The organism is Bacteroides intestinalis (assembly GCF_003464595.1).
GTDB classification, from domain to species: Bacteria; Bacteroidota; Bacteroidia; order Bacteroidales; family Bacteroidaceae; genus Bacteroides; species Bacteroides intestinalis_A.
In genome coordinates this window covers 56,613-80,624 of record NZ_QRZF01000022.1, presented here as the reverse complement: position 1 = coordinate 80,624, position 24,012 = coordinate 56,613, and the positions used below count along the sequence as shown (strand labels likewise).

General features: G+C 41.9%; 18 protein-coding genes and 1 riboswitch. Of the genes, 10 read left to right on the top strand and 8 right to left on the bottom strand.

Annotation, left to right across the window (positions count from 1 at the left end; translation table 11 throughout):
• Positions 1–17: 17 nt before the first annotated feature.
• Positions 18–1,418, top strand: a complete 1,401-nt coding sequence (locus DWW10_RS22025) for a glycoside hydrolase family 57 protein (protein WP_022392376.1) — start codon at positions 18–20, stop codon at positions 1,416–1,418.
• A gap of 85 nt (positions 1,419–1,503) precedes the next feature.
• On the opposite strand, the gene bamH is transcribed toward DWW10_RS22025, so the two are convergent.
• A complete protein-coding gene (gene bamH / locus DWW10_RS22020; protein WP_022392377.1) occupies positions 1,504–3,051 on the bottom strand; it encodes a BamH family beta-barrel-assembly machinery protein in 1,548 nt (515 codons plus the stop codon).
• Between the two features lie 20 nt (positions 3,052–3,071).
• Positions 3,072–3,896 carry a glycogen/starch synthase gene (locus DWW10_RS22015; RefSeq protein WP_022392378.1) on the bottom strand — a complete coding sequence of 275 codons (825 nt, stop codon included), beginning with the start codon at positions 3,894–3,896 and terminating at the stop codon, positions 3,072–3,074.
• A gap of 246 nt (positions 3,897–4,142) precedes the next feature.
• Between DWW10_RS22015 and panC the strand changes: the two genes are divergently transcribed.
• The gene (gene panC, locus DWW10_RS22010; protein WP_022392379.1) at positions 4,143–4,988 is read left to right on the top strand and encodes a pantoate--beta-alanine ligase; all 846 of its coding nucleotides are present in this window, start codon (positions 4,143–4,145) and stop codon (positions 4,986–4,988) included.
• A 27-nt stretch (positions 4,989–5,015) separates the two neighbouring features.
• On the top strand, positions 5,016–5,369 hold the full coding sequence (gene panD / locus DWW10_RS22005; RefSeq protein ID WP_007212709.1) for an aspartate 1-decarboxylase: 354 nt from the start codon (positions 5,016–5,018) through the stop codon (positions 5,367–5,369).
• A 354-nt stretch (positions 5,370–5,723) separates the two neighbouring features.
• On the opposite strand, the gene DWW10_RS22000 is transcribed toward panD, so the two are convergent.
• The 5 genes from DWW10_RS22000 to rplU all read right to left on the bottom strand — a co-directional run bounded on the left by DWW10_RS22000 (position 5,724) and on the right by rplU (position 11,526).
• The gene (locus tag DWW10_RS22000; RefSeq protein ID WP_022392380.1) at positions 5,724–8,030 is read right to left on the bottom strand and encodes a bifunctional dihydroorotate dehydrogenase B NAD binding subunit/NADPH-dependent glutamate synthase; all 2,307 of its coding nucleotides are present in this window, start codon (positions 8,028–8,030) and stop codon (positions 5,724–5,726) included.
• Between the two features lie 121 nt (positions 8,031–8,151).
• Complete coding sequence (locus DWW10_RS21995) at positions 8,152–9,306, bottom strand: AAA family ATPase (protein ID WP_118421084.1); 1,155 nt, start codon at positions 9,304–9,306, stop codon at positions 8,152–8,154.
• Between the two features lie 190 nt (positions 9,307–9,496).
• On the bottom strand, positions 9,497–10,771 hold the full coding sequence (gene serS / locus DWW10_RS21990) for a serine--tRNA ligase (RefSeq protein ID WP_022392166.1): 1,275 nt from the start codon (positions 10,769–10,771) through the stop codon (positions 9,497–9,499).
• Between the two features lie 144 nt (positions 10,772–10,915).
• The gene (gene rpmA / locus DWW10_RS21985; protein ID WP_007212715.1) at positions 10,916–11,185 is read right to left on the bottom strand and encodes a 50S ribosomal protein L27; all 270 of its coding nucleotides are present in this window, start codon (positions 11,183–11,185) and stop codon (positions 10,916–10,918) included.
• A gap of 23 nt (positions 11,186–11,208) precedes the next feature.
• Positions 11,209–11,526 (bottom strand): 50S ribosomal protein L21, encoded by a 318-nt coding sequence (rplU, locus tag DWW10_RS21980; protein ID WP_007666485.1) that lies wholly within the window; start codon positions 11,524–11,526, stop codon positions 11,209–11,211.
• Positions 11,527–11,955: 429 nt separating this feature from the next.
• Positions 11,956–12,163, top strand: a riboswitch (cobalamin riboswitch).
• 119 nt (positions 12,164–12,282) lie between these two features.
• Between rplU and DWW10_RS21975 the strand changes: the two genes are divergently transcribed.
• Genes DWW10_RS21975 through DWW10_RS21960 form a run of 4 tightly spaced genes read left to right on the top strand, consistent with a single transcriptional unit; the run spans position 12,283 to position 17,843 of the window.
• A complete protein-coding gene (locus tag DWW10_RS21975) occupies positions 12,283–13,455 on the top strand; it encodes a DUF5074 domain-containing protein (RefSeq protein ID WP_022394501.1) in 1,173 nt (390 codons plus the stop codon).
• A gap of 9 nt (positions 13,456–13,464) precedes the next feature.
• Positions 13,465–15,477 (top strand): TonB-dependent receptor plug domain-containing protein, encoded by a 2,013-nt coding sequence (locus DWW10_RS21970; protein ID WP_022394500.1) that lies wholly within the window; start codon positions 13,465–13,467, stop codon positions 15,475–15,477.
• Between the two features lie 24 nt (positions 15,478–15,501).
• Positions 15,502–16,857, top strand: coding sequence for a DUF5074 domain-containing protein (locus DWW10_RS21965; protein ID WP_022394499.1), 1,356 nt, complete (start codon positions 15,502–15,504; stop codon positions 16,855–16,857).
• Between the two features lie 2 nt (positions 16,858–16,859).
• Positions 16,860–17,843, top strand: a complete 984-nt coding sequence (locus tag DWW10_RS21960; RefSeq protein WP_022394498.1) for a PKD-like domain-containing protein — start codon at positions 16,860–16,862, stop codon at positions 17,841–17,843.
• A gap of 102 nt (positions 17,844–17,945) precedes the next feature.
• On the opposite strand, the gene DWW10_RS21955 is transcribed toward DWW10_RS21960, so the two are convergent.
• Positions 17,946–19,997, bottom strand: coding sequence for an HAD-IA family hydrolase (locus DWW10_RS21955; RefSeq protein WP_022394497.1), 2,052 nt, complete (start codon positions 19,995–19,997; stop codon positions 17,946–17,948).
• Between the two features lie 137 nt (positions 19,998–20,134).
• Here DWW10_RS21955 and DWW10_RS21950 point away from each other — a divergent pair, with 137 nt between their 5' ends.
• The 3 genes from DWW10_RS21950 to DWW10_RS21940 are packed head-to-tail and all read left to right on the top strand — an operon-like array spanning position 20,135 to position 23,989.
• Positions 20,135–22,369, top strand: coding sequence for a GH92 family glycosyl hydrolase (locus DWW10_RS21950; protein ID WP_022394496.1), 2,235 nt, complete (start codon positions 20,135–20,137; stop codon positions 22,367–22,369).
• Between the two features lie 20 nt (positions 22,370–22,389).
• Positions 22,390–22,950, top strand: a complete 561-nt coding sequence (locus DWW10_RS21945) for an RNA polymerase sigma-70 factor (protein WP_022394495.1) — start codon at positions 22,390–22,392, stop codon at positions 22,948–22,950.
• Positions 22,951–22,981: 31 nt separating this feature from the next.
• Positions 22,982–23,989: a FecR family protein gene (locus tag DWW10_RS21940; RefSeq protein WP_118487363.1), complete on the top strand. Its 1,008-nt coding sequence runs from the start codon at positions 22,982–22,984 to the stop codon at positions 23,987–23,989.
• The last annotated feature ends 23 nt before the right edge of the window (positions 23,990–24,012 follow it).

Genomic DNA, 24,012 nt, shown 5'->3' with positions numbered 1-24,012 from the left:
AATAAAACAATATAGATATGAGAACCATCTGTCTTTATTTTGAGATTCATCAAATCATTCACCTGAAACGCTATCGTTTCTTTGATATAGGTACGAATCATTATTACTATGATGATTATGCCAACGAATATAGTATCAACGAAGTTGCCGAACGTTCCTATATTCCTGCATTGAGTGCGCTCATTGACATGGCAAAGAACTCCGGAGGTGTATTTAAGGTAGCTTTATCTATTTCCGGTGTGGCTTTGGAACAGTTGGAAATCCATGCACCGGCTGTCATCGATCTGCTACATCAGTTGAATGACACAGGATGTTGTGAATTCCTTGCCGAGCCTTATTCTCATGGGCTTTCTTCTTTGGCAAACGAAGACTGTTTTAAGGAAGAAGTAAAACGTCAGTGTGCTAAGATGAAGCAAATGTTCGGTAAGTCACCGAAGGTATTCCGTAACTCCAGCTTGATTTACTCTGATGAAATTGGGGGACTGGTAGCAAGTATGGGCTTTAAAGGTATGTTGACTGAAGGTGCCAAACATATTTTGGGCTGGAAGAGCCCGCACTATGTATATCATTGCAGTCATAACCCCAACTTGAAATTGTTGCTGCGTGATTTTAAACTTTCAGATGACATAAGTTTGCGTTTTTCTAATTCGGAATGGAGTGAGTATCCGTTGTTTGCAGATAAATATATTGGCTGGATTGATGCCTTGCCGCAGGAAGAACAGGTTATCAATATCTTTATGGAACTGAGTGCTTTGGGTATGTCCCAGCCACTTTCATCCAATATCTTGGAATTCCTGAAGGCGTTGCCTGCTTGTGCAAAAGATAAAGGTATTACATTCTCTACACCGACAGAGATTATCAGTAAACTGAAATCGGTATCCCAACTGGATGTGCCATATCCTATGTCTTGGGTAGATGAAGAAAGAGATACCAGTTGCTGGTTGGGCAATAGTATGCAACGCGAGGCTTTCAATAAACTATATAGCATTGCTGAACGTATCCATTTGTCTGATGATCGTCGTATCAAGCAGGATTGGGACTATTTGCAGGCAAGTAATAACTTCCGCTTTATGACTACGAAAAATAGTGGTGTGGGCTTGAATAGGGGTATTTATGAATCTCCGTATGATGCTTTTACCAACTATATGAATGTCTTGGGTGATTTTATCAAACGGGTAGAGTCGCTTTATCCAATGGATATAGACAATGAGGAACTGAATGCCTTGTTGACGACTATTAAGAACCAAGGTGATGAAATTGATGAATTGCATAAAGAATTAGAGCAATTACAGACGAAATTGGAAAAAGGGAAAGCTGCTCCGGCAAAGGCTGCTAAAGTAACAACTGCTAAAGCTAAAGCCCCGGCAGCAAAGAAACCCGCTGCAAAGAAAGTGACTAAGAAAGAAGTTACTAAGTAGTTGCTACTTTAGAGTATATCAATAAAAAAGCCTTCCATTCATTTGAACGGAAGGCTTTTTTATATCTTTACTTCTTAGGAAAAGTTTATTTATTAAATGTGGTATAAGTTACTTCTAGCTGTAGTGGGTTCTTAAGCTTGTCGCCTTCTTTAGCCGGGCCACCTTTCAGTTTGGCATATCCTGGTCTCAAGTCATTCTGGATACCAGTCATTGTTTTAGTGTTGTTACTTGTATCGTAACTGATTGTAACAGGGATCAGGTATACTGTCTTCCAGTCTTCTTCCCATTGTTTATCCTTCTCATCAGTCCAGGCACTGCCAGCTTCTTCTTTTGCTTTTTTCTTTGCAGCATCCTTTCCTTTGATGCAGGTTGTAACCAGACGGGCAATATTATTAAATGTATATTGGTTAGTTGTTACATTATTATGTGCCACCGTAAAGGAAGTGACATTGTCCGGTAACTTGTTTTCTTCAAAGAAACTCTTGAAATCTACTTTACGTAACAATAAAACCTCACTTGGAGCACTCATACTGAATTCATAATCACTTTTTTCATTGTAGTTAGTGAAAGTCAGTTTTACGGCATTAAGCGTATCATTAGATAACTTTTCATAGATTTCGTCATATGGTAAAATCGCTTCTGTGAAAATTCCGGCAGGAGATTTGATGTATGTCCAATCTTCTATCTTGGCAAGCTCTGCAATTTTATCAGAATTGAGGAATTGATTAGCTTGAATAACTTCTTTTGTAGAAGCAAATTCAGTCTGCCATCTGTAAGCAGTAGAGTCCTGACCTTCGAAACCTTCCTGTTTACGTTTATAAGGTACTCTGGTTGTATCATTCAATACATAATACTGATATTTCATTTGTAAGTCTACACGGTCTACGTAAAGTACGGTTCCGTCTCCATAATCGCTTTTTATATATACACCTTTGAATACATTTTCGATGAAAGCATCGGAGTTCTTGAAATATTCGGGATGACTCTGGCAAAGATCAATCCAATCATTTCCAAATTTGTCCTTGTCGAGTGTGAAAATAACACTTGGATAGTATGTTTTGTTACCATTACTATCGGTTTCGTTCCTTTCTTCATCCGTTACGCTTGTATCATAAGCTGTATAGGCTCTGCGACCCAATAATGACTTTGTAGGATTCAGCCAGTCATAATAATCTGTCGGCTTGATATTGGTATAACGGTTACGCTCTAATTTTTTGTCCAATTCATATGCACTCATACGGCAGGCATTCAGAGAGTCACCGAACCATGTAGAGTAGAAAACAACTAAACGTACGCCTGCTACTGTATCATCAGTCAAAATACCGGTTTTCTTATCAAAATCATACTTCTCAGGAAAACTGAAGTCATCTATACAGTTCAATTCCGTCAGGAAGCTGGCTTCGTAATATCCGAATTGAGGGTCTGTAAAACGGCCTACATATCCGGTACTGGTTTTTGCAAATACAGAATCAGCAACCACAGAACGTGTAGTCACATCGAATGTTGTCGTATGTGCGCTAATACCGTCAGATCCGGGTAACATTCCTATTCCTAACGTTCCGGTATTGTCATCGCAACCAAAGAAAGTAAGGGTTGCTGCTAAAAGCAATGCTCCTAAGTACTTAACTTTCATAGTTTTCTTTGTTATCTTGTTTATTTTTGTTCTGTTTCCCACACTTTGTCGTAGAACTCATTACAAGCCTCGGCAAATGTTTCGGGAGTTTGATATTCTAAAATTGGTTTTCCTGCTTGGCGGGCATATTCCATTACCTCTTCGTTGACATTTTCACTTTGCTGTATTACACCATCCGAATAATCAATGGCCAGTTTACACAGCGTAGCATAGTCTACGGGAGCTTTCAGATGAGCCATATCTTTTTTAGTAACGCCTTTCAATACCAATCTGTTTATAAAATCAGCATTGAATGATTCTTTGAAGTCATCCTCAAAAACAGAGAATACTACTTTAGCGTCACGGAATGAAGGCTCGTCCTTATATGCTTTCTTGATATACAAAGGAGCTAAGGCAGTCATCCAGCCATGACAATGGATGATATCCGGGCACCAGCGTAACTTCTTTACCGTCTCCAGTACACCGCGTGCATAGAATATAGCACGGCTGTCATTATCTGCATATTCCACGCCATTCTCATCAGCAGCCTGCAAGCGATTCTGGAAATAATCATCGTTGTCGATGAAATATACCTGCATGCGGGCAGATTGAATGGAAGCAACTTTAATAATAAGGGGGTGGTCGGTATCGTCAATAATCAGATTCATACCGGAGAGGCGTATCACTTCGTGCAATTGGTTTCTGCGCTCATTGATATTCCCCCATTTAGGCATGAATGTTCTAATTTCTCTGCCTTTTTCCTGGATTGCTTGAGGTAGGTTTCTGCCTACAAGGGACATTTCGGATTCTGGTACGTAAGGAGTAATCTCTTGGGTAATAAATAAAACCTTATTCGCCTTTGTCATAATAACAATGTTCTCAATTATTCTGCAAAGATATAAAAAAAATCGGGCACTTGAGCAAATAAGGCGACTCTATAATTCCTTATGAATTGTTAACTGCTTGCTAATCAGTGATGCATTGTCTTAAAGAGGAGTGCTGTTCGAGCAGAACTTTTGCATTAATTTGCGATATTTCTTCTTTATATGCTAAATAATAGTTTATTTTGCACCGCTTTTGCGAACAACTAAGTTATTATATAACCTATAAAAATGGAAATAGTACATACTATCAAGGACTTGCAGGCCGGACTTTCGGCTTTACGGGCCCAAGGTAAAAAGGTAGGATTGGTGCCTACAATGGGTGCCCTGCATGCCGGTCATGCGTCATTGGTGAAACGTTGTGTTGCAGAGAATAATGCTGCGGTAGTGAGTGTTTTTGTAAACCCGACACAGTTTAACGACAAGAACGATTTAGAGAAATATCCCCGTACGCTGGATGCCGATTGTGCTTTGTTGGAAGCTTGCGGTGCTGCGTTTGTATTCGCTCCTTCGGTTGCGGAGATGTATCCCGAACCGGATACGCGCCAGTTTAGCTATGCGCCGTTGGATACAGTGATGGAAGGTGCGTTTCGTCCGGGACACTTCAATGGTGTTTGCCAGATTGTGAGCAAACTGTTTGATGCAGTGAAGCCAGATCGCGCTTACTTCGGAGAGAAAGATTTCCAGCAGTTGGCTATCATTCGTGAGATGGTGCGTCGGATGAATTATTCGTTGGAAATTGTGGGATGTCCCATTATGCGTGAAGAGGATGGGCTGGCTTTGAGTAGTCGTAATGCGCGTTTATCTGCCGAAGAACGCAAAAATGCTTTAAAAATATCGCAAACATTATTTGAAAGTCGTACCTTTGCAGCTTCTCATACAGTTGCTGAGACTCAGAAGTTTGTGGAAGATGCCATTGCAGCCGCTCCCGGTTTGCGTCTGGAATACTTCGAACTGGTAGATGGCAACACGTTGCAGAAAATAGCCAATTGGGAAGATACGGCGTATGCTGTAGGTTGCGTTACAGTATTCTGTGGTGAGGTTCGCCTGATTGACAACATTAAGTATAAAGAGTAATAAACCTAAAAAGAGAGATCAGACCTTATGATGATTGAAGTGCTGAAGTCGAAAATCCATTGCGCTCGTGTCACAGAAGCTAACCTCAATTATATGGGAAGCATTACGATTGACGAGGACTTGCTGGATGCGGCCAATATGATTGCCGGTGAAAAAGTGTACATAGCCGACAATAATAATGGCGAACGTTTTGAAACCTATATTATTAAAGGTGAACGTGGTTCGGGCAAAATATGTCTGAATGGTGCGGCAGCCCGTAAGGTGCAGCCGGATGATATCATCATTATTATGTCGTATGCCTTGATGGATTTTGAAGAAGCCAAATCGTTCAAGCCGTCGGTGATTTTCCCTGATCCGGCAACGAACAAAGTGGTGAAATAAACGGGAAGAAAAACGGTGGAAAGCTTGACTTTAGCTGTTTGATTCCGTATCTTTGTCCATGTAATCCTGATTTAGTTTCGGGAACGAAGATAGTGAGAGGAGTGACGTAAGTTGCTTCTCTTTTTTTGTGCCTGTATGTGGGATTTATCAGAAGATACTATGTTTGGGTTCATAATATACCATGTAATTGGGTAAAACATACCATGTAATCGCTCGAAACATACCATCTGTTGAGGGCGAATGAATGATGTAATCGGAGTAAACCGATCATCTGTTTGGGAAAAAGAAAAGCGGAAAGACCGAAATCTTCCCGCTTTGTTAATGTTATGTAAACTTGCTCTTGACAAATTCTGCTTACTTGCTCAGTTGCTCATGCATAGCAGCAGCGGCTTTTCGTCCGTCGCCCATAGCAAGAATAACGGTAGCACCACCACGAACAATATCACCACCGGCATAAATGGTCGGAATAGATGACTGCATGTTCTCATTTACTGCAATCGTGCCTTTGCGTCCCATTTCAAGTCCCGGAATAGAAGAAGGTACAATCGGGTTAGGAGAAACTCCGACGCTGACGATAGCCAGATCTATATCAATAGTTTCCGTTGCTCCCGGGATTGCTACAGGGCTACGGCGTCCGGAAGCATCCGGTTCGCCAAGTTCCATTTTTTGCAGAATGACTTGTTTCACTTTTCCCAGTTCGTCGGCAATGTATTCGATAGGGTTATGCAATGTGAGGAACTCAACACCTTCTTCTTTTGCATGTTTTACCTCTTCGATACGTGCAGGCATTTCCTCTTCGGAACGACGGTAGATAATCATAGCACGTTCGGCACCCAAACGGCGTGCAGTACGTACTGAGTCCATAGCTGTGTTTCCGCCACCGATAACGGCTACATTTTTACCGAAAGGTACCGGAGTATCAGAGTCTTCACTTGCTGCATCCATCAGGTTGACACGCGTCAGGTATTCATTGGATGACAAAATATTGATAGAGTTCTCTCCCGGAATATTCATAAAGTTAGGCAATCCGGCACCGGATGCTACGAATACACCTTTGAAACCTTCTTCTTCTAACTGTTCCACACTGATAGTCTTACCTATGATACAGTCTTTAATGAAGTTAACCCCCATCTTGGCAAGATTGTCAATCTCCACATCCACCACTTTGTTCGGCAGGCGGAATTCAGGGATACCATACTTCAATACACCACCTATCTCGTGAAGTGCTTCGAAGACAGTAACATCGTAACCATATTTAGCCATATCTCCGGCAAAAGAAAGTCCGGCAGGTCCGGAGCCAATAACGGCAATCTTAATACCATTCTTTTCTTTGATCTCCGGTACGGAGATTTGCCCGCTTTCACGCTCATAGTCAGCCGCAAATCGTTCCAGATAGCCGATAGCTACCGGCTTTTCTTTCATTTTCAGGTGGATACATTTAGACTCGCACTGTTTTTCCTGCGGACAAACACGACCGCAAACAGCAGGCAGGGCACTGGTTTCTTTCAGTGTCTTGGCAGCTTCGAGTATTTCTCCGCGTTCAATGTTTTTGATGAAACGAGGAATATCAATACCTACGGGACAACCTTCCATGCAACCTGGGTTTGCGCAATCGAGGCAACGTTTAGCTTCCGTCAGGGCTTGTTCCTCTGTCAGCCCCTGATTTACTTCCTCTTTGCGACTATGCGAACGGTATTCCGGATCGAGTTCGTTCATTTCAACGCGCGGAATAGCGGTACGTTCTTTGGGTTTCATTGCCTTGCGAAGTTCCAGACGCCATGCGGCATTACGACTTTTCTCGTCTACTTCCTGTGCAGGTTCCGGTACAGCTTTGCAGGATTCACCTTCTTCAAGTTTGTGCATTTCCTCGCGTTCGATGCTCTTGAAAGCACCCATACGCTTCAACATCTCGTCGAAGTCTACCTGATGACCATCAAATTCCGGTCCGTCTACACAAACGAATTTGGTCTTTCCGCCGATGGTGATGCGACAAGCACCGCACATACCTGTACCATCCACCATGATCGTATTCAGCGAAACATCGGTCGGTATTTCATATTTCTTAGTCAGCAAACAAACAAATTTCATCATGATGGCGGGGCCGATGGCAAAACATTTGTCCACTTTCTCCCGTTTGATGACTTCTTCAACGCCTTCGGTTACCAATCCTTTGCGTCCGTATGAACCATCATCGGTCATAATGATGACCTCGTCTGCGCTTTCACGCATTTCTTTTTCAAGGATAATCAGCTCTTTGCTACGTCCGGCAAGTACGGCGATCACGCGGTTACCGGCAGCTTTTAAAGCCTGTACGATAGGGAGCATGGGAGCTACGCCTACACCACCACCTGCACAAACCACTGTTCCGAAGTTTTCAATATGAGTAGCTTGTCCCAGCGGACCTACCACATCGGTGATGTAATCGCCCTCATTCAGTTCGCAAAGGCGGGTAGAGGAGAGGCCAACTTCCTGTACTACCAAAGTGATAGTACCGCGTACGGTGTCAGCCGCTGCAATTGTCAATGGCATACGTTCGCCTTTTTCGCCTACACGTACAATGACGAAGTGTCCTGCCTTACGTGAGCGGGCTATTAAAGGTGCCTCGATCTCTAATTTAAAAACCTTTTCAGAAAAATGTTCTTTGCTAATGATTTTGTTCATTATCTATAAATTTTGTTGGTATAATTACGTAATCACTTTCAGATTGTTACGGTTTGCAAAGATACGGGTTATTTGGTAAAAACAAAGAATGAAGTGGGGAAAAAGCTGAATGATGGTTTGATTATAATTCCACTGCTATTCCTTGCAATTTTCTCAGATAGAAGCGTAGCAGAATGTCGGGTACATAGTAGACTTCATTCTCGACGCTTAATAAATCGGCTTCCATCAGTTTTCGTGTAGCGGCTTGTACGGCACTGGCGGAAGTCAGTGAATGGCTTTTGATGAAAGCTGCACTCATTATTCGGCTTGCTTTTCCTTCGGTGGCTATGGCATATAGTACTTCTTTCTGTCGTTCGGGAATGCGAGACAACAACTGCCGATAGCCATCTCCGGCATCCTCCAGTATGCTGTTGACGGTTTCATTCAGTTTGGATAGTGTACATTTGCTCTGGGATGGGGTGTTGATGAACGCTTCGTGAAAAGTCTTTTGCATATAATAGGTGTTCCCTTCAAAGAGTTGATAGATGCGCATTACCAATTCGTTGTTGATGGTTTTTTCGTAAGTTTCAAACCATTGGGTTACAAAAGGAATGTATTCTTCGGGAGCTATGGCATGTAGCTCCAGTATGTCAGTACTGTTGTAGAATGGACGTGCTGAAGATTGGAACATTTCAGAGATTAGATGTCTTTCGCTTCCGGCAAAGATGAAATGTACATTGCCCAAATGCTGGATATGTGAGCGGAGCAATGCTTCCACATTCCTCTCGGGATATCTGGTGATTTGCTGGAATTCGTCGAACGTCACAATACAAGGCTTGTCGGCTTTCTCCAGGCATTGGAAGATTTCACTCAACGTGAATTCGGGCTTTGTGATGTCACCCAGTTCCAGACTGAAGGTGGGGGTGTAATTGATAGGGTCAAAGCCGAATTTGGCTTGTATGGATTTCAAACCTTGGGCCAAGGTTGCCAGCATCTTCTTACTTTGGCTGTTAAGTGTTTCGAATACATTTTGTCCGAAGGTGTAGGTCAGTTCCCGTAGGCTGGAAGTGTGTAGTATGTCGATGTAGAAGGTATAATAAGAGTCTGTCAGTTCGGGCTTGTCGTAGCAGAAACGAACTAATTTTGATTTGCCCATACGGCGTGGTGAAATAAGACAAATATTTCCTCCCTGAGTAATGGTACGAGTCAGCCGCTCTGATTCCTTTTTACGGTCACAGAAGTATTCCGGTGGAATGGTGCCGGTCAGGATAAACGGGTTTCTTATCGCTTGGGTCATTGTACATATTGTTAAGATGTACAAAGCTAATTATTTATTTTGTATTATACAAATCGTATAATACATTTTGTATAATTGCGATAGGGTGTAGATTGAACATACATAAAACACACAACCGAAAGAAGTCTTCTAGTGAGGAGAATTCTTTCGGTTATGTGTTTGAAGTGGCGGAAAGATAGAATTCTATCTTTTAGTCAATCATTTCAAAACCCGTATACGGCACCAGTGCCTTTGGAATACGGATACCTTCCGGAGTCTGATTATTTTCCAGTAAAGCAGCAACGATGCGTGGCAATGCCAATGCAGATCCGTTCAATGTATGGCAAAGCTCTGTTTTCTTTTCTCCACTACGGTAACGGCATTTCAAGCGATTAGCCTGATAAGTATCGAAATTAGAAACGGAACTTACTTCCAGCCAGCGCTTTTGCGCCTCGGAATAAACTTCGAAGTCGAAGCAAAGAGCAGCTGTAAAGCTCATATCACCGCCACACAGGCGAAGGATTCGATATGGCAATTCCAGTTTCTGCAACAATCCTTCTACATGGTCCAGCATCTCTTTGTGAGACTGTTTGGAATGTTCCGGCTTGTCAATGCGTACCAGTTCTACTTTGGAAAATTCGTGCAGACGATTCAAACCGCGCACATCTTTACCGTAAGATCCGGCTTCGCGACGGAAACACTGCGTGTAAGCACAGTTTTTAATAGGAAGTTGTTTCTCTTCCAGAATCACGTCGCGATAGATATTTGTTACAGGTACTTCAGCTGTTGGAATGAGATATAAATCGTCTACTTCGCAATGGTACATCTGGCCTTCCTTATCGGGCAACTGACCCGTTCCGTAACCGGAAGCTGCATTTACCACTGTCGGAGGCATGATTTCCAGATAACCAGCCTTACGGGCTTCGTCCAGGAAGAAGTTGATCAGTGCGCGTTGCAACTGTGCACCTTTTCCTTTGTAAACCGGGAATCCGGCTCCTGTGATCTTTACACCCAGGTCGAAGTCAATCAAATCATATTTCTTCGTCAGTTCCCAGTGAGGCAGTGCATCTTTGGGAAGTTCGGTTTCCATGCCGCCCATTTTCTCTACTACATTATCCTCGGCACCCACACCTTCGGGTACTTCATCATAAGGTATATTAGGAATGGTGTAGAGCAGATTCTGCATATCTTCAGCAGCCTGGTCCATTTCGGCTTGTAGAGTCTTGTTGCTTTCTTTTAGCTCGGCTACACGACTTTTGGCCGTTTCAGCTTCCTCTTTCTTTCCTTCCTTCATCAGTTGTCCGATAGATTTGGAAATAGAGTTCACTTCTGAGAGGTTATTATCTAATACAGACTGTGTGCTACGTCTTTTGTCGTTAAAGGCAATTACCTGGTCTATTGTCTCTTTAGCATTTTTGAAATGCTTCTTTTCCAGTCCGCGGATCACCGCGTCGGTGTTTTCTGTAATTTGTTTGATGGTAAGCATATCTTGATACTTTGTTTTGATTAAAATCTTGATTTGAGAGTACAAAGATAAGTAAAAAACAAATAAGGTGTTGTTTTTGCTATAAAAAGAAAGGGATGCAATCCATTGGATTACATCCCTTTTCTTTATTTCTTATTCTGAAACTTACGCTTCTGTGCTTTCAGCAGGGATTACAGATACATAACGTCTGTCTTCCTTGGTTACTTTGAACTGTACAGTTCCGTCTACTAAAGCGAAAAGAGTGTGGTCTTTACCCATACCGATGTTGTTACCCGGGTGGAATTCAGTACCTCTTTGACGAATGATGATGTTACCTGCTTTGCAAGCTTCGCCACCAAATATCTTAACGCCTAATCTCTTGCTCTGTGATTCGCGGCCGTTCTTAGAACTACCGACACCTTTTTTATGTGCCATTTCTTCTTACTGTTTTAAATTGATTAAGCTACTACTTCTGTAATTGTTAACTCTGTGAATTGCTGACGGTGACCGTTCAACTTGCGATGACCTTTTCTTCTTTTCTTGTGGAAAATGAGAACTTTGTCACCTTTTACCAAGCTTGATACAATCTGGCAAACTACTTTTGCACCTTCTACAGTGGGAGCACCTACGGTGATAGCACCTTCTTTGTCTACCAAAAGAACTTTGTCAAATTCTACTGTTGTACCGTTTTCTGCATTCTGGATGTGGTGTACAAACAGCTTTTTGCCAGCTTCTGCTTTAAATTGCTGACCGTTGATTTCTACAATTGCGTACATTTCTTATATATAATGTATAAGTTAGCTCCGTCGGGTGGTCTCTAATCACTTAGAAAGCACTTTGTCGAACCCGGTGCGGAATAATCGGGCACAAAAGTACTTTTTTTATTTGGAACAGACAAACGTTTCTTCCTCTTTTTTTGAGGAATAGATTTGTGAAATCTGTCAGGAAGGGATTCTTGCAAGTCTGCTTCATACCAACTCCGTGTCAAGGCCGTACCAACTCCGTACCAAGTCCAAGCGTATAGGTACGGAGAAAATACGGAGTAAATAAGACTCAGATATAATGAATATATGGGGGTTATTCATAAAGTATTGAGTACCGAACCAAGCAAACTTACAAGAGAGAATAAAACATTAAATTCATTTTCTCTTTTTTTAGAATATTCTTCTTTGCATGATTTATAATATCTATATTTGCGCCCGGATTTAAGAATCCGGCTTTCGGGTGCTTCGTGATATATCTTATTAAACGAGGTGAAAAGGGAATCAGGTGAAACTCCTGAACAGACCCACTGCTGTGAGCTTCATAAAACTTTTCGGATAAATTCTACACTTGTCCACTGTCCGTATAGGATGGGAAGGACTTCCGGAAGGGAAGCGAGTCAGAAGACCTGCCTGCAAAGTCTGCAATCTACAGTTTCGGGGGAAAAGAAACGTAAGAGATTCACATTGCTTCAACTCATATTGTTATAGATATGGGAGGTCATTGCTCGGACTTCGTACCTCGAAACATAACGGAAAATAATTGTGTGTATGCAGAAGAAACGCATTTTGAGGTTATGTTGTGCAGTGCTAATGGTGTCATTATCCGCCTGCGAGTATGAGGATGATTTTCCTGCCGGAGTGGGCGAAGGTAATATCGAAGCTATTGTTTTGAACGAGGGAAGAATAGGTACGAATATGGGAGCTATATCCGTATTGTACCGTAACGGGATGGTGAGTCCCGATGTCTTTCGTGTTGTGAATAACCGACCGTTAGGGGATGTAGCACAATCTATTACGATGATTAATGGGAAGTACTTCATCGCTTTGAACAATTCTAAGAAAATCGAGATTGTAAATTCCAAGACCTTCGAATCCGAAGGTACGATACTTTATACACAGGCAGGATTACCGCGTCAGATTGTGGCTATATCGGATACCACTGCTATCGTTTCCGATCTTTTAAGTAACAATGTCTCCGGTGTTGATTTGCCCAGCCAGCTGGTACGTATCCGTACCGTACCTCCTTATGGTACTCCCTTGGAATATATTGTTATCAGAAAATGGGTGGAATATATGGAAGTGGCTGATCATAAACTATTTGGTATTACAGCAAAAGGGGTTTATGTGTTCGACCTGGACAATATTACTCTGGAAGGAAGCCGCATGATAGAAGAAGTCTATAATGAGGAAGTCACTAAAACCTGTAAATTGCTGAAAGACAAAAACGGTAAGATATGGGCTTTGATGAACGAACGTGATAAAGGTAAACTTACTGCTATCCTGTTAAAGTGTATTGATCCGCAGACGGAGAAGGTAGTGACTACTTACAGACTGCCTTTTGTCAGTAAGAATGAAGCCAAAGAAGGAGATGTAACCGGAACTATCAGCTATAACCGGACAGACATGGATGCTACTAAAACTCTGATTTATTTTAGTGTGCGAACCTGCAAACCGGGTCTTCCGAATGATTCGCAGCAAAGTATTTATACGTTGAATACGGATGACGGTACTTTCAAATTACATCGTCATGTGCCGGGAGTAGATATGATGTATGGTTGTGGAGTAAGTCCGCAAGGGGGAGTGTATATCTGCGATTGCCTGGACTATTCGGCACAGCGTGGCTATATTCGTCATTATAAAGAGAGTGGAAATGTTGAAAGTTACCGTGTTGGTATTTATCCCAATCAGGTCTATTTCCCTGAATCATCCGAAGTTCAATAATTTAAGTTTATGAGAAAACTGTTTTTCCTGATAGTTGCCGCATGTCTGCTGGTGACTGATGCGATAGCTCAGAAAAAGGATACGATTGCCTATGGCCTGAATCTGGATGAGGTACAGATTGTAGCCCGTCGGATACGCCATGCCAATGAAGCAAATGCCGGTGCAAAAGTGACGCATCTTGAACCTGAATTGTTGCAAATCAATAAAACCCGTTCGTTTTCTGAGTTATTGACCGAAAATTCAGCTACCTACATTAAGAGTCTGGGCACGGGAGCGTTATCTACAGCCTCTTTCCGGGGAGGAAGTGCTGCACAAACCCGGGTCAACTGGAATGGAATCAACATTACGCCGCCGATGTCCGGAGTGTTTGATTTTTCGCAGTTCCCTGTCTTCTTTGCCGACAACGTGAACCTTTATTATGGAAGCAGTCATGTGAAGAGTGGTACCGGTGCTGTGGGTGGGAGTGTAAACATCTTCAATGATCCGGAGTGGGGAAAGGGGATTACAGGTAAATTCTTTGGAGAATATGGTTCTTATAACACATATACCGGAGGAACACAGATTAATGTAAGTGGCAAACGGGTGGTTTCGAAAACGCGTTTGTTTTACCAACATTCGGATAATGACTATACTTATATTAATAAAGTACTTACTAATGAAGCCTTCCGTGAGAAGCGGCAGGATGCCAAATACTCACAATGGAGTGCGATGCAGGAAGGGTACTTTAAACTGAATTCATACGTACAACTGGCTGCTGTAGGCTGGATACAGCAAGGGAAGCGTATGTTGCCCCAACCATTAGGCATTGTGGGAAAGACACACGAACAGCAGAATGAAACGAATATTCGCGGGTATGTAGGGTTCGACTACGTGCGTGGCATTCATGAATTTCATATAAAAGGCGCATGGCTCTATTATCGTCTGAAGTATGATAAATGGTTTGATGGCGGGTTGTTCGATCCGGAAGGCAATATCAACTCTTCGCAGACATGGCAGGGTGTTGCTGATTATTCGTGTGCACCTGTTGACGAGTTGGTGTTGAATACTACGCTTACCTATACACACGACTTGGTAAATGTGAGTAGTTACATTGATGTGGATTCCGCTAAGTACCTGATAGATGATGTGTATTATAATATACCAGTACCCGATCTGCCATTGAAGCATTACCGCAATGTGTTGTCATGGCAGGCTTCGGCGAACTGGACATTATTGCCATGGTTACAACTACATGGGCAGTATATGTTCGAGCAGAATAATAGCCGGAATGTGTCTACATGGTCGGCTGGTTTTGCCACTAACTTTTTTGATAAGACCTTCTACGTAAAGGGTAGCATGTCGTATAATTACCGTTTTCCCAGTATGAATGATCTTTATTGGCGTCCCGGTGGAAATCCCGATGTGAAACCAGAAGACGGCTATTCTTATGACGCAGCCATCGGTTATAAGAATGATTTGACCTTCTGGATAACATTGAATGCAGAGGCTTCCGGTTACCTGATGCATATTGACAATTGGATATTGTGGCTTCCCAAAGATGGCAACCAGTGGATATGGACACCTCAGAACAAACGTAACGTTCTCTCGCTGGGAGCAGAGTTTACAGGCAAAATGGTGCTTAGTTTCGGGGATTTCAAAACTACACTTTCCGGCAATTTCAGTTGGGCGCGTTCGCGTACGCGGAAGAAGCAGCATGTAGATGACAATTCCTATATGCAGCAGATCCCTTATGTGCCCGAATTGAAATGGAATGCACGGCTGGCATTCGATTATAAAAAAGCCTTTTGTTCGTGGCAGACTACTTATATAGGTAAACGTTATGTCACAACTGATGAATCTTATTCAACCCGTCCTTATACGGTTCATAACTTATTGGTGGGTTATTTGTGGAAATTAGGGAACGGTATGCAACTTACTTCACAAGTACGTGTGGATAACATTCTGAATACCTATTACGAGTCGACACAATACTATCCGATGCCATTGCGCAATGTGCTGTGCTCGTTGATGTTTGAATTTTAGTTTTTAATTTTTTATATACTAACAATGAAGAAGAACATTATTTATTTTTTATCATGCCTTGTCCTTACGGTAGGACTGGTATCTTGTAGTGATGATGACAAAGAACCGTTGTCGCCTTTGACGGTTGTGATAGAGGGTACCGAAGCACAGGAAGTAGTGCAAGGTGCAACTTTGAATCTAAAGGCTGTAGTAGAGGGAAGTTCTGAGGTGCAATACGTCTGGACATTGAATGGTAAGGAAGTCTCTACCACTTCTACTTATGATTTTACTGCGACGGATCTTGGAAAAAGTGAAATTCAACTGACTGTTTCAAATGCAGAGCAAGGTGAAGCAGCAGCCAAGTTAGACCTCGACGTGTATGGAAAGTACAAGTATGGAACCTTTATCCTGAACGAAGGTGCAGCCTGGGGAGGTGATAAAGGTGGCTACCTAATCTTTATAAGTCCGGAGGGAGAACTTGTGGAGAAGGCTTTCCAAAAAGAAAACAATGGCGCATGGTTAGGCAGTGTTCCGCAGGATGTGTTTATTGCCAACAATAAAATGTATATTGTATCTCAGAATGGAGGTAATGAGGGTGGCTTTTTGACGGTTGTCAATGCTGAAACATTGAAACTGGAAACTGCTTTTGGTGATGAATTGAAGGGGAAGATTGATTGGCCTACCCATGTGGCGGTGCTGAGTGATGATAATATTTATCTGCGCGATAATGCTGGCATTAAGTTGTTTCATCCTTCTACGGGAGAGGCTACCCTTATAGAAGGTACAGAAAGAGCCAGAAAAAATACAATGGCAGTTGTTGGAGGAAAAGTTTTTGCTTCGCAAGACAAGAACCTTCTTGTTATAGAAACTGGAAAGGATAAAGTGTCGGCAACAGTTGAATTTGATGGTAAGATCTCAGGCGTCGTGAAATCATCAGATAATAACGTTTGGGTATCAGTAGCATCCGGTAAAATAGCTAAGGTAAGTGCTAAAGATTACTCAATTATAAAAGAAAACGATTTGTCGTCGAATACAGATGCTACAAAAACGTTGTCAGCTTCATTTGCTGCTGCTCCCAGTATAACAGCTAAAGGAGATACATTGTATATGAGTGGTCTCGCTACTAAAATTTACCGTCATATTTTTAGTACTAATGAAACTAAACTGATGGTAGATGTTAAAGAGATGGTAGAAAATGCCAATATCGTTTATAATACAGTTACTGTTGATCCGGTAACGGAAGGAGTTTATTTCAATACGATAAAAGGATATGGAGATAATGTGGGTATCAATCAGATTAGTATATTCGATTTTAGTGGTACAACTCCTACACTGAGAGCTGCTTATAATGATTGTACAAAATATCCGGCTGGAGTCTTCTTCACTTCTAATTTTAGATAACTATGAAGAATAATATTATTTATTTTTTATCATGCCTTGTCCTTACTATAGGATTAGCATCTTGTAGTGACGATGATTCCAACGACAATGCTTTACTACTCTCAGTGTCCATTGTCGATGGTGAAAAACAAGATGTTGCACTTGGAAAGTCCCTCACTTTGGAGGCGAAAGTGGAAAATGGTGAAAATGCTCGTTTTGAGTGGACGGTGGATGGTGAGAAGGTGTCAACTGAACTGAAGTATGTGTTTACTCCCGCAAAGGCAGGTATTTACGACGTGAAGTTTGCAGCTTATAAGGATAAAGATGAAGCCTATGCTGCTGTACTGGTGAATGTATATGTGGCTTATGATGCTGTAAAGTCTATGAGTGATATTCAATTCTGGACAGGAGAGGGAGAATGTCAGTCTGCATTAGGCGTGCAATGGATAAGTGGTGACAACTGGGAAGATCCGACACAGGATAATGTCCATTTCTTGAGTTGGGGATATCGCTGGAAAGAAAGTGACCAATCCACCGGATATCAGATGATCTTAGCAATAGCTAAAGCAGATCCTCGCTTCTTTGTTGTGATGGGGCCAGGATTTGGTGGTGATGACAGTCGGTCTATTCGTGGTTTTGGTTATGATGCCAATGGTGATGGTCGTTTTTCTATAAAGAATGAATCCATGTCTATCACATATGATGCAAAGGACTTTACGGATGGGGTAATTTTTCTGAAAGATGATGTGACAGGAGATGGATTTGTATCAACCGATCCTGCCGATTATTGGATGGGTGGCTGGTATGAGAATTATTGTTCGTATTATTTGGGTGATGATGGGAAAAATGTTCCGGAATCATTTGAATATTCTCCGTATATGGCAGACTTGCGTACATTAACTCAGAACAGTTGGGATGCCTGGACTTGTTCCTCAATCAATTCCGGTATGATGAATACTTATCCTTTTGCAGAATGGATGGTAGGGGCTCTTGCAAATCCGAAATAATAGGTACGCATTGATTTATCCTGAAATAAATAAAAGTTCTCTCATATCAATTGATAGGGAGAACTTTTATTATATAATTGAGTGGCTGGGTATTCTTATGAATTATAAAAGTGGTTTTAGTATATAAACTGCCGCAATTATCAGGGTTACTACAATAATAGCAAAGATAATAAGCAGTATTAAACTATAGAAGAACATCAGTATTGTGGTCCAGAAGCTTCTCCACCAAGTATATCCATACAGTTGCTTATAATCCAGGCAGAAGAGGGCAAAGATGAATAGTATGGGCAATTCGTATAAATCGCCTACCTGTGCACTGCCGTTGAAAGGAAGCACTATGATACTAAGCAAGAGTATCTGGCAGGCAATATAAGCTTGTATAAATACATGCTCTGTCAGATTATAGCGCAGTTTGTTCTTTTTACGGCGGAAAGCCATGAGTGTTGCCAGCGCAAAGAGAGGTAATGTGGCGATAATACGGAATGCCTTGTTACCATGTCCCCAACTTTTCAGTAAGTTCCATACTTTTTCCAGAAAAGGTGTATTGTGAATGGCTTTTTCAAGCTTATTAAATACTGATGATCCACCTTCCAGAAGTTCATCTATGAGTTCGTCATCTTCATCACCATTTATTTGGAGGGTGATGTTATCCTTTTTAAGAGAACTTTTTGCTTCCAGTTTTTTCAATTCTTTATCCAGACTTTCTATCGTTTTATTCAGGACTTTTTGGGTAATCGGGTCTGCTACTTCTATCTGTTTTTGCAATTGTTCGCGTGTAGTAAGTATTTCTTGTCTTTGTACTTCCGGAGACTTCCCTTTTTTCTCTTTCAGGGCTTCAGGATCTACCAGTTGCACCGCCATGATGTAAAGGGCGGCAAGTACAAATAATGTCTGGAAGGGACGGAAGTATAAGATTCGTTTGCCGGCAATGAAGTCTCTGATCATATATCCCGGGCGGTAGAGCAAGTCCAGAAGGGTACGCCCGAAACCATTATCAATATTGGTGAATCCTCCTAATATATTTCTGAATGCATTACTGAAACGGTAGCGGGGAGTATTCCGGCTTTGGCCGCAACGGTTGCAATAGCTACCTGTATAAACGGTATCACAATTCAGGCAGATGTTACTTTCCTCACTGATGGGCGGAATGTCTTTTCCACGTACCATCTTGATATGCAAGGCTCGAAGGTACTTCTTACAGGGAGTCCACCAGGGGGATATAAGATCTAATACACGGTCTGGTAGAATTCTGCGTTTGGTAAGGATATACCAAAGCACCAGTATGAAAGACCATAGAAAAACATTACTGTCTTCTCCTTCTTCAAAAGATAACCATAGTAGCACTGCCAGGATTAGTATTTGCCAGATATTGATCATTTTCCTTTTGCGGGGAGTGGGGCGGGGAGCAATAACTGGAACGGAAGGTGAGTTGACAATCGGATGGGAGGATACTGTTACATCCGTACTCGGAGGTGTATCATCAGTCGACTGCTTATCATGAGTTGGTTGTTCATCCGCTTCCAACAGTTCTTCCAGTGAGTTCATAATTTTCCAATGCGGATATTTGCTTAATTCTTCGGCCGTGGTTACCCCATGGGTTACACCGGCAAAGTCCACACCTGCCGCTTTGGCTGTGGCTGCATCTACTGTACTGTCGCCAATGTAAAGGGTTTCTGCTTTGGTGACGTGCAGTTGTTTGATGGCAAACAGTAATCCTTCAGGTGAAGGTTTGGCTGTTTGTACATCTTCTCCACCAACAATGATATTGAAGAAGCTGCCGGGGAAGTGCTGGTCGAGCATTTCCTTTATGCGGTAACGGTATTTGGTGGAGATGATGCCGATGAATGCACCTGCATCTTTCAGTGCAAGCAGCACGGACTTGGTTTCCAGAAAGAGTACGGTGTTTATTGTCATGTGGGTATCCGCTTCCTTCCTGTATTCACTCTTAAAACCAGCCAGTTGGTCTTCATCCGTCACCCCCGTCAGGATGGAGAAAGATTCTTCCAAAGTTTTTCCGATGGTGCGTTTAATATCTTCATCGGTTACATCTGTATAACCATGTTGATTGAGCACATTACGGAAACAGGTAACGATGCCGCGCGAGGAGTCTGCGAGCGTGTAGTCAAAGTCAAAGAGATAAGTCGTATAGCTCATTGTCGCTTTTTGCGGCAAAGTTATAAATTAATTGGAATTTTTAGACTATATTTGTTCGTTCGATGAATTTATTTGAGAAACCGCTAAGTGTTTCCGGATGCTGAGTTGTTACATATGCACGTTAACTATGTAGTATTATGAAATTGTCAGAATTGTTTTTACTGGTTTTATTCCTTTTCTCCCTTTCAGCGTGTGTGTCCCAACAACCGGATACGAAAAGTAAGTGCTATGCCACAGAGTATGTCAACCCCTTTATCGGTACGGATTTTACCGGGAATACATATCCCGGAGCACAAGCCCCGTTCGGCATGGTGCAGCTAAGTCCTGATAACGGACTTCCGGGATGGGATCGTATCTCCGGTTATTTCTATCCGGACAGTACGATTGCAGGTTTTAGTCATACCCATCTTTCAGGTACCGGGGCGGGTGATTTATATGATATATCTTTTATGCCTGTTACTTTACCCTATAAAGAAGCAGATGCTCCATTGGGTATTCATTCTTTATTTTCTCACTCCGAAGAAACTGCCAGTGCCGGATATTATCAGGTTCGGTTGAAAGACTATGATATCAACGTAGAACTGACAGCAACCGAGCGTTGCGGTATTCAACGCTATACCTTTCCCGAAGCAGATGCTGCCATTTTCCTGAACTTGCGAAAGGCTATGAATTGGGATTCTACCAATGATACTTATATTGAGAGAGTCGATTCTGTTACCATACAAGGGTATCGCTTTTCTGACGGTTGGGCACGCGATCAGCATATTTATTTTCGTACCCGCTTCTCTAAACCGTTTAAAGCAATACAGTTGGATACTGCTGCTATTGTCAAGGATGGTGAACGAATAGGAACGTCTGCTATCGCCCGTTTTGATTTCCATACCACTGCAAGAGAGCAGATTCTTGTAACCACTGCCATATCAGGCGTAAGCATGGAGGGTGCTGCCCGTAATCTTGCTGCTGAAGTACCGGAGGATGATTTCGATAAATATCTGGCTGTTACCCGGAAAAATTGGAATGAGCAACTTTCTAAAATAGAAATCACATGCGATGATCCTGATGAGAAAGTCAAATTTTATACGGCTCTGTATCACTCTATGCTGGCACCGACTATTTATAATGATGTGGACGGTACCTATTACGGTCCCGATAAACAAGTGCATCAGGCAGATGGATGGAAAAATTACAGCACTTTCTCATTGTGGGATACCTATCGTGCCGCTCATCCTCTTTACACTTATATAGAGCCACAACGTGTGAACGATATGGTTCAGTCTTTTCTTGCTTTCTATGAACAGAACGGACGTCTTCCGGTATGGAACTTCTATGGAAGTGAAACGGACATGATGATAGGTTATCATGCTGTACCGGTAATTGTGGATGCTTATCTGAAAGGTATAGGAAATTTTGATCCGAAGAAAGCTTTGGAAGCCTGTGTAGCTACAGCCAATATAGATGAATATCGCGGAATTGGATTGTATAAAAAGTATGGTTATGTACCTTATGATGTGACGGATCATTATAACTCGGAGAACTGGTCGCTCTCTAAAACTCTGGAATACGCTTACGATGACTATTGTATTGCCCGTATGGCAGAAAAGTTGGGTGAAAGACAGATTGCAGCTGAATTCTATAAACGTTCTCAAAACTATAAGAATGTATATAATCCCCAGACTTCTTTTATGCAGCCGCGTGATAATAAAGGAAATTTTATTCAACCCTTCAGTCCGGATGACTATACTCCACATATTTGCGAAAGTAACGGTTGGCAATATTTCTGGTCTGTGCAGCAAGATGTCGATGGTTTGATTGGCTTGGTCGGAGGTACGGAGCGTTTTGCCCAGAAACTGGATAGTATGTTCACTTATAATCCTTCTGCGGATGAAGATCTGCCTATTTTCAGTACCGGAATGATTGGGCAGTATGCGCATGGAAATGAACCGAGTCATCATGTCATTTATTTGTTTAATGCTGTAGGGCAACCTTGGAAGGCTCAGAAATATGCCGCCGAGGTGATGCATGAACTTTATAAAAACACGCCTGCCGGTTTATGCGGGAATGAGGATTGTGGTCAGATGTCTGCCTGGTACGTATTTAGCGCAATGGGATTCTATCCGGTAGATCCGGTTAGTGGCAGATATGAAATAGGCACCCCTATGTATCCTGAAATGAAAATGCATTTGGATAACGGCAAGATATTTACGGTATTGGCGCCGGCTGTTAGTAAAGAGAATATATATATCCAGTCGGTGAAACTCGACGGGAAACCTTATGATAAAAGCTATATCACACATGAACAAATAATGAATGGCTCTGTCTTTGAATTTGAGATGGGGAATAAACCGGGGGCAGTGTGGTATGCAATAGAGTGATAAAATGAAGTTGTGGGATTATGGGTGATAACTTTGATTCAACTTATAAACTCCTTTTCCGTAAATACTATGCCAATCTGCTTTTCTATGCCACACGTATTGTGGGTGAGGAAGAAGCAGAGGACGTAGTACAAGATGTATTTGTGGAATTGTGGCGACGAAAAGATACAGTGACGGTGGGAGAGCAGATACAGGCATTTCTGTATCGGGCGGTGTATACCCGTGCTTTGAATGTTTTGAAGCACCGGGACATCAAGAATAGTTACGAAGCTGTCGTAACGGAAATTAATCAGAAGAGGGTTGAATTCTATCAGCCGGATAGTAATGATGTAGTGAAAAGGATAGAGGATCGTGAGCTTAGAAGAGAGCTTTCCGAAGCCATTAATGAACTGCCGGATAAATGCAAGATGGTTTTCAAACTCAGTTATCTGCATGATATGAAGAACAAAGAAATTGCAGAAACAATGGGAATATCGTTGCGGACGGTAGAGGCTCACATGTATAAAGCTTTGAAGTTCCTGCGTGAAAGATTGGGCTACCTCAACTTTATGTTAGTCCTGTTTTTATTGAATAAGGTATAAGTGTTTTTGTCGAAACGATTGTTTTATTAGTATGATGAAGGAAGGAAAAAATAAGTTGAATGAAGAATTACTGGTCAAATTCCTTATGGGTGAATGTTCTGAAGAAGAACTCCGTGAGGTGAACACTTGGCTGAACGAGTCGGACGATAATGCGCGTGAATTGTTCAGGATAGAGGAAATATATCATCTGGGAAAGAATGGCGATTCTACTGATGAGAAAAAAATAGAAAAAGCAGAAAAGCAGTTATTCAAACGGTTGGCACAGGAAGAAGCTAAACAGTTCAAGGTGCGTAGAATGCATACTTGGATGAAGTATGCTGCTATGTTCATAGGAATTTTCTTTGTATCCGGTTTGAGCTATCATATCTATCAGGCTCAAAGTGAAGAACAGTTAGTGGCTGTTGTAGCCCGGGATGAGGTGAAGGAGTTGATGCTGCCCGATGGCACTAAAGTATGGTTGAATAAGCATACAACCTTGAAGTATCCACGTGAGTTCTCTGAAAAGGGAAGAAATGTGTATATGGAGGGAGAGGCCTATTTTGAAGTAAAGAGAAATGTAGAAAAGCCTTTTATTGTGCGAAGTGAAGCCATGCAAGTCAGAGTGCTGGGTACGGTTTTTAACTTGAAGAGTGATAAGATGAACCGCTCGGCAGTAGCTACACTGATTAAGGGAGAAATTGAGGTGAAAGGCAATCACAATGAGGGTATGATTGTGTTGGCCCCGGGGCAAAAAGCCGAATTGAACGCTGTAACTCGTCGTCTGGTAGTGAAGCAAGTGGATACAGGTATTGAGAATTGGCATAATAATCAGTTTGTCTTTGAAAATGCCGATATATTTACGATTGCCCGTACTTTAGAGAATTCTTATGGAGTGAAGATTATTCTGGCGCCTGATATGGATGCTACTAAAACATATTCGGGTACACTGAAGAAGAAAAACACTGTGGAGGAAATCCTGAATTTGATTAAAAGTACAAATGCAATACCTATTGAATATAAAATTGTAGGAAATAGTGTATTTTTGTCTCCCAAAAAATAAAAGGAAACTTTTGAAATATATAA